The following is a 2107-nucleotide window of genomic DNA, read 5'->3' on the forward strand; positions in this document are numbered from 1 at the left end:
AGCAGCTTTTTACTATGGCTGATGATGATATAAGCGCATGTGTGAATATCCTTGAGATCATGGAGGTAAATTATGCTGGTCGTCCACTACATGGTAGTGGATCATATCAAGTACTTGTGGGGTACGGTTTTGATATTTCACAAGAGAACGTGTCCCAGATGGAAGAGTTCTTTGAAAATCGAGTAGTCATCGCGGCAGACGAGGCAGAGTACCCTTGGGCTAAAGTGGAAAAGAGCAAGAAGTTTTTCTTTCCGAATGGTTTTCCTGACCCGTTGTATGAGGATGGTACGGATTGGATTAATGATCCTGATGAGTACCCAGAAAGTACCACCTACACCGATAACAAACGATGTACAAGATAAGAACATCTGAAAGTTAACATAAACAAAGAATACGGACCGTAGTCCAGGTCATTATCTAACTTTTATTCGTCTTATTGACTAAGCCTGAAAGGAAAAACTTATGCCATATCAACATAATCTTTCAAAACCCTTCATCGCCCCGATCTTCATCGAGGAAGATGGGTATTGGCAGAATTGTATGAAGCCCTATCTTGAGCGTGAAGGGTGGTATATCGCAGAGGTTGACTGTGCCGGTGTGGTAGATGCCCGGGACTTTGGGCGTCGTTTTTTAACAGCCCTGGATTTCGACTGGGACTCTTTCTTGCATGAGTTCGATACAGAGTGGGCTTATGAATACGCTACTGCAGTCGATTGGCTTGATCTGCGTCAGGGGCTGTTTGTGTACTATAAAAACTTTGAGGACGTACTGTCGATGGCGGACCGTTTAGGGAACGATAGTTACGCTATCTATGCCGTGCATATGGTTGATTATATGCGTCTGGTCTATCCTATGCGTCCTAGCCCATATCCTCGGTCTGGGGATGATTATGAGGTGACTTTAGGGTACGGGTTCGGGGTGAGCCGGGCTTCTTTGCCGCGTGTGGAGCAGTTCTTTACAGGAAATAATGAGATTCTGATTGCTGGCCCGGAGGTGGTGGAGTATCCGTGGACTTGGCATGAGGAGCGGAAGAAAAAATATTTCCCTCAGGGGTTCCCGGCTCCTCGGTGTGATGAGCGGGGGGAGTGGATTTTTGATCCTGAAAGGTACCCAGAGAGTCCCGCGTACACGGGTGATGCAGGATATCCCGTAGAAGAATAGTCGTCTTGAGGTTCAGCCTGTATCCGCATAATTCAACTGGTACTGGGTTCGAGAATCAATCTATAGATCAGGCATGGGTGCAAGCTTATGGGTTCGATATGGTCAAGGCCGTTCAAACTTCTACAGATTGGTCGCTTGAGAATTTTATGCTGACCCTGACTGCGAGTAAGAAACCTAGCCTGCAGCAGTACCGGTTTAGTCCTTATGCTGAGTCGCGGTTGTTATCGGCTGCGTTGTGTTCGGTGATGGATTCGGTGGATAAGGCTGGTATGACCGAGATCGTGCGCGTGAGTATAACCTATTTGGCGGATTAGTAGTCAGAATAATGAAGTCAACTAGCTTGCCGAATAGAGTTTCAGTGTACCCTAGATGGTCCGAGGCTTATAGGAATGGGATAAACGTGATAGCATTTGAGGTTGAAATTTTGGAATGTTGCTTAAGGGTTTACTCATAAGGGACTTAAGTAAGTTCTGTATGAATAAACCCCACTTTTATATTGGATTCCTCAAGGAAATAACTATATGGTTTATGAAAACGAACATGAAGATGAGTTCATTGTTCCTGTGTTCACTCAGGAGAGCGGGTACTGGGAGAAAATCATGAAGCCTCGCTTACAGGAGCAGGGATGGTATATCGCTGAAGTAGACTGTACAAATGTGGAGGATATTGAGGATTGCGGCACAAGGCTTCTACGTGAACTCAACTTTAAAGTTCCTGAGCATGGATATATCAATGCCATGGCGGTCAAAGGAAACCTTAGGGATATCTATGGCATTAATATGCGTAAAGGCCTCTTTGTTTTTTATAAGAATTTTGAAGATATCTTCTCTACCCATCCTGATCTATATAATGGTTATGGAGCCGAGTTTATGCTCCAACTAATTGAAGATATTGTTTATTATTATTCAACCTTACGTGGAAATATCTATGAAGAGTTTCCTGTAGT

2 protein-coding genes and 2 pseudogenes are annotated in these 2107 nt (G+C 44.4%); all 4 read left to right on the forward strand.

The window, feature by feature from the left end:
- Positions 1–362: pseudogene (locus HMPREF2981_RS00600) on the forward strand (hypothetical protein); the annotation flags it as partial.
- Positions 363–462: 100 nt separating this feature from the next.
- Complete coding sequence (locus HMPREF2981_RS00605) at positions 463–1161, forward strand: hypothetical protein (RefSeq protein WP_004005357.1); 699 nt, start codon at positions 463–465, stop codon at positions 1159–1161.
- A 5-nt stretch (positions 1162–1166) separates the two neighbouring features.
- Positions 1167–1475 (forward strand): hypothetical protein, encoded by a 309-nt coding sequence (locus tag HMPREF2981_RS00610; RefSeq protein WP_004005358.1) that lies wholly within the window; start codon positions 1167–1169, stop codon positions 1473–1475.
- Positions 1476–1682: 207 nt separating this feature from the next.
- Positions 1683–2107 (forward strand): annotated as a pseudogene (locus tag HMPREF2981_RS10955) (hypothetical protein); the annotation flags it as partial.

Source organism: Rothia sp. HMSC069C01 (assembly GCF_001814655.1).
Lineage (GTDB): Bacteria > Actinomycetota > Actinomycetes > Actinomycetales > Micrococcaceae > Rothia > Rothia dentocariosa.